Source organism: Blautia sp. MCC283, from assembly GCF_018785565.1.
In the GTDB taxonomy this organism is placed as follows: domain Bacteria; phylum Bacillota; class Clostridia; order Lachnospirales; family Lachnospiraceae; genus Blautia_A.
In genome coordinates this window covers 1-4,855 of record NZ_WQQB01000043.1, presented here as the reverse complement: position 1 = coordinate 4,855, position 4,855 = coordinate 1, and the positions used below count along the sequence as shown (strand labels likewise).

Genomic DNA, 4,855 nt, shown 5'->3' with positions numbered 1-4,855 from the left:
CGGGCTGTTGCGGAGGAGGGGTGATACAACTTAGGTTGCGGGAGAGGGCGTTATTGCGGCAGGGTCAGCTGTTTGAGCCAACGGCGAGTTCTGGCCCTGCCGCAATGCTTTTAGCCATCTCACGGAATCTTAGTTGTATCCCCCGACGGAGTCCTTGCCCGGGCCGATATCCTCTCCCTCTGGCGTCCCTCTTTCTCTCCACCCTCACGGACCCTAGTTGTATCCCCCGGAGTCCCTGCCCAGACCGATATCCTCTCCCTCCTGGCATCCCTCTACAAAAAAAGAACGCCACCCAACAGGCAGCGTCCTCATAAATATCACCTCCAGATCCCCCGACGTTTCCGGATCGTATAAAACAACTCATTCTCCATGGCCATAACCTTCTGAATAGGCACACTCTTAAACACCGGCATCTTCATCCTGGTCTTAATCCACCAGAACGAATAAACCGCCAGGACCAGAAAAGCAATCAAAACAACCAGCCAGATCATATTCCTCTCCACAGGATCCGAAGAAATATTCAAGATCATATAACAAGTCCCCACAATACCAATAACCGGAAACACCGGTCCAAAAGGAACCTTGAAACTCCTCGGCACCTTCGGCATCCTCTTCCGGAGGATCAGCACATCCACATGCGCCAGTACATAAGAAATCATCCAGAACACCGAACCCACCAGAATCAAAAACGAAATAACAGAAGAAGAATTATTACTGATCAACGCAAAAACAAAAATCGTCACACTGACAAACACAACCCCAAACCACGGAACCCCATGCTTATTCGTCTTCGCAAAAATCCTCGGCATCATATTCATCTTCGCCATACCCTGGCAAATACTCGCCAGCCCATTCACCGTAGAATTCTGCGTACTCACAACCGCAAGAGCAGCCACCAGAGTCATCCAGATCTTACCCACACTGCCAAGAAGATTTTCCCCATAAAGCAGATGCGGCGCAGGAGAATCCATCAGCTCCTGCCATGGAGTATAATTATGAAACCCAAACACCATGATCGACTGCACACCACAGATCAGCGCAAGACCAATGATCATACCAAGAGGAACATTCCTCTTCGCATTCTTAACACTCTTGGAAACCGGAATCACATACTCCGCCCCGATAAACAGCCAGAATGCTGTAGCCGTAGCAGAAAACAGCTCCGAAGGCTTCGTAGCCATAGCATACGGCTGAGAAACCACCTGTCCCGTACCCAGCTTAAACATACCGATCAGTCCCATAATGATCATAGAACCAACCAAAAGAAACGCAACCAGATCCTGGATCTTGGCAAACATATCCACGCCACGAAGGTTCGCGATCATGATCACGATCGTCATTACCAACGTATACGCAATGCTGGGAATCGGTAGCTTGATCGTCTGCGCCATCGCATAGGAAAAAATCGAAGCCTCCACACCAGATGACAGAATATTACAGAGCAGATACCCACCAACCATGGAGATCAATGTAGGAAAAGGCCCAAGGCACGCCAGAGTATACTGTGCCAGACCACCCGTCGTATTCGGCATAATCGCATTCAGCTCGGAAAGTGAAGCCACAGTAGTCATATTCAAAAGGCAGGCAATAATCATAGAAAAAATGAACACAACGCCAACTGTACCTGCACCCTGTCCAAGAGAAACCAGACAGCTTGTAGCAATGACCAGCCCTACTGATATAGATACAACACTCCCCAATCCTAATTTCTTATCTTCACTCATAATCCCAGGCACCTCCCCATAATGAAATGGACATTTGCATTATGCAAACCAAATATAAGTCATAAAAAATATCCAACACAAAAACAGGCGAGGTTCCGCTTTATCCGCGGACACCCTCGCCTGCTCTATAATACAGACCATCATTCCATGATCCGCAATCCATCATCTATAAAGCATCTGCCCCTTCATCACCAGTACGCACGCGGATCACATTGTCGATATCATAGATAAAAATCTTACCATCACCGATATGACCGGTATAAAGCTCGTGTTTGATCACATCCACGATCTTATCCACCTGCTCCTTTTTTACCACAACACTGATCTGCTGCTTCGGAAGAAGCTCCATCTCATAGTTTTCATCCACTTCGTACTCACGGGTACCTTTTTCCACGCCACAGCCAAGCACCTGCATAACCGTCATACCCCTGACACCGGCTTTGCTGAGCGCAGACTTCAGGCTGGAAAATTTCGCAAGGCTTGTGATAACTTCAATTCTGCATAAACTCATCTTATAATATCATCCCTTTCGGAAAAATCTCCGAAAAGGCATCATCTCAGTTAAACCGATGCCTTCCCGTACAGAAACATTCTGGCAAATCTCTGCCCACTGCTTATTGCCTTCACAATCCCGCAGGGGACTTACTTAATTCAGTAAAAAATCCCTCTGTCTTTTATACATTAAGTGCTTTCTTTGTATCGGCAAGAGCCTCATCCATTCTGGAGATAACGTCCTTGATATCCTGCTCGGAAATAACAGCTGTAGGCTCGAAACGGATTGTTTTTGCATTAACAAGAGTACCGGCTGTCATGACACGTCTTGCAAACAGACCTTTTGCAGTCTCATAGCCAAGTTCGCAGGTATGGAACTCAACGGCAAGCATAAGACCTGTACCACGAACCTCCTGAATGATCTCCGGATATTTTTCCGCAAGACTCTGAAGTCCAGCTTTCAGGATCTCACCTTTCCGTTTGCAGACACCCGGGATATCATTTTCAAGCATATATTTGATCGTTGCGATAGCTGCCGCACAGCATACCGGGTTTCCTCCGAATGTCGGGGAGCCAAGCAGCCATGGGTTGTCGATCAGATCCTGAACCCACATCTTCGGTTTGCAGATGATACCAGTGATCGGCATGATACCACCGCCGAAAGCTTTACCATAGGTCATGATATCCGGTGTAACACCCTCTGCTTCACATCTCCACATTGTACCGGTACGGCCCATACCAGTCTGGATCTCGTCAAAGATCAGTGCTACGCCTGTCTCATCGCAGATCTCACGAACCTCCTGAAGGTATCCTGCCGGAGGAACGATAACACCAGCTTCACCCTGAATCGGCTCAAGGATCACACCGGCAACCTTCTCACCAACAGCCTGAAGGTTCTTGATCGCTTTTCTTACATCATCTGCAACACCGTACTGTACGTGCTGTACCTGCTGTACCATTGGGATATAAGGAGTACGGTATGTACTCTTACCACCCATGGAGATAGCACCCATACTCTTTCCATGGAAAGCGCCGACTGTGGAGATGAACCATCTTCCGCCAGTTGCGATACGTGCAAGCTTCAGAGCCATCTCAACAGCCTCCGCACCACCATTTGTGAAAAAACAGTACTGCAGATCACCAGGAGTGATATCTGCAAGAGCTTTTGCCAGATATCCACGAAGCGGATCAAGAAGCTCCTGTGAATGAAGTGCCTGATGATCCAACTGTGCTTTAACAGTTTTCAGGATCTCCGGATTTCTGTGGCCACAGGTATAAATACCAAATCCACCAAGACAGTCGATGAATTTTTCTCCATTTAATCCGTAGCAGTAAGCACCTTCATCCTGCCACTCAAGAACCGCACCCTGCTCAGAGTCAGAAGAAACGGATTTACGGTATTTCAGCCAGCCCGGGCTTACGTAGTTGTCAAAATGATCGATGGTATCTGCCACCATCTGTTTTTTCTCCTCAGCAGGAATATCTTTCATATCTGTATTGATCAGTCCGATCACTCTGTCAAGATCTTTGATTACCTGTTCACTCTTTGCCATAATACATGCCCTCTCTTTCTGAAAATCATCCCGCGATCTGCATCTGCATCCTGCGTTCATTCAGGTAAAAAAACAGGCGCATTCGCTGTATTTCTACAACAAATGCGCCTTTGCATTTCGTTTAATTGTTTTTCGAATTGCTTATATTGTACCCCGGTCAGCCAATGTGTACAATTCTTAATTTCTGGCTGTTTATGATTAGTTTCTGGTAGATATACTTATTTTCAAGTATGTCTCTTCTCAGTTTTTCTCGAAATTATCTGCAATATACTCTACGAAAAAATTGGACAGGGCATGATGCAGTAATTTCCGGAAGTGCTGTAATCTGATCAATGTAACTATTGAATAAAAACAGGAATGTATTATACTGGAATCATACTCAGACAATAGGAAAATCAAAAAATTTACAGGGAGGTTTTTTATCATGGAATACAGACATTTTGGAAACACGATCTATCTTCGACTTGATCCGAAGGAAGAGATCCTGGAGGAGATCGGCAAGGTTGCAGAGAAAGAGAACATCCGCCTTGCACAGGTCACAGGCCTTGGCGCCATCAATGATTTCACTGCTGGCGTATACAACACCGTAACAAAGGAATACCACTCTATTCAGTTTCAGGGAGCTTATGAGATTGTTTCTCTTACCGGTACCGTTACCCGTAAAGACGGCGAAGTTTATCTTCATCTCCACATCGCAGCCGGTGACGAAGAAGGCCTTGTACACGGCGGTCATCTGAACCGTGCCATCATCAGTGCTACCGCCGAGATCCAGATCCAGGTGATCGACGGAGAGATCGGTCGTGAGTTCAGCGAGGATATCGGACTGAATCTGTTTAAGTTCTGATTTTGTCAGAGGGATTTCGACCACTGTCTACTGCTTTACAGTTTAAAATTTCATCACACATAAAAAGGGTGAAACTACTCAGCATAATGCTGTCAGCTCACCCTTTTCTTATTCCGAAAAGCTATACCGACAAATCATCACATCTCCCTGATTCAACCTTCCTCACGACAAACGCATGAGTAAATAAATTGTGAACACACCCCTTTTCTAGTAAAATAAAAGAAAAAGGGGTGTTATTTATG

General features: G+C 46.2%; 4 protein-coding genes. 1 reads left to right on the top strand and 3 read right to left on the bottom strand.

What is annotated here, in order from left to right:
* Positions 1-317: 317 nt before the first annotated feature.
* The 3 genes from GPK81_RS12670 to GPK81_RS12660 all read right to left on the bottom strand — a co-directional run bounded on the left by GPK81_RS12670 (position 318) and on the right by GPK81_RS12660 (position 3,769).
* Positions 318-1,724, bottom strand: coding sequence for an APC family permease (locus GPK81_RS12670; protein WP_118063426.1), 1,407 nt, complete (start codon positions 1,722-1,724; stop codon positions 318-320).
* A gap of 166 nt (positions 1,725-1,890) precedes the next feature.
* Positions 1,891-2,235, bottom strand: a complete 345-nt coding sequence (locus GPK81_RS12665; RefSeq protein WP_021977944.1) for a P-II family nitrogen regulator — start codon at positions 2,233-2,235, stop codon at positions 1,891-1,893.
* Between the two features lie 163 nt (positions 2,236-2,398).
* Positions 2,399-3,769, bottom strand: a complete 1,371-nt coding sequence (locus GPK81_RS12660; RefSeq protein ID WP_118063424.1) for a putrescine aminotransferase — start codon at positions 3,767-3,769, stop codon at positions 2,399-2,401.
* A gap of 424 nt (positions 3,770-4,193) precedes the next feature.
* Between GPK81_RS12660 and GPK81_RS12655 the strand changes: the two genes are divergently transcribed.
* Positions 4,194-4,613: a PPC domain-containing DNA-binding protein gene (locus GPK81_RS12655; RefSeq protein WP_021976181.1), complete on the top strand. Its 420-nt coding sequence runs from the start codon at positions 4,194-4,196 to the stop codon at positions 4,611-4,613.
* The last annotated feature ends 242 nt before the right edge of the window (positions 4,614-4,855 follow it).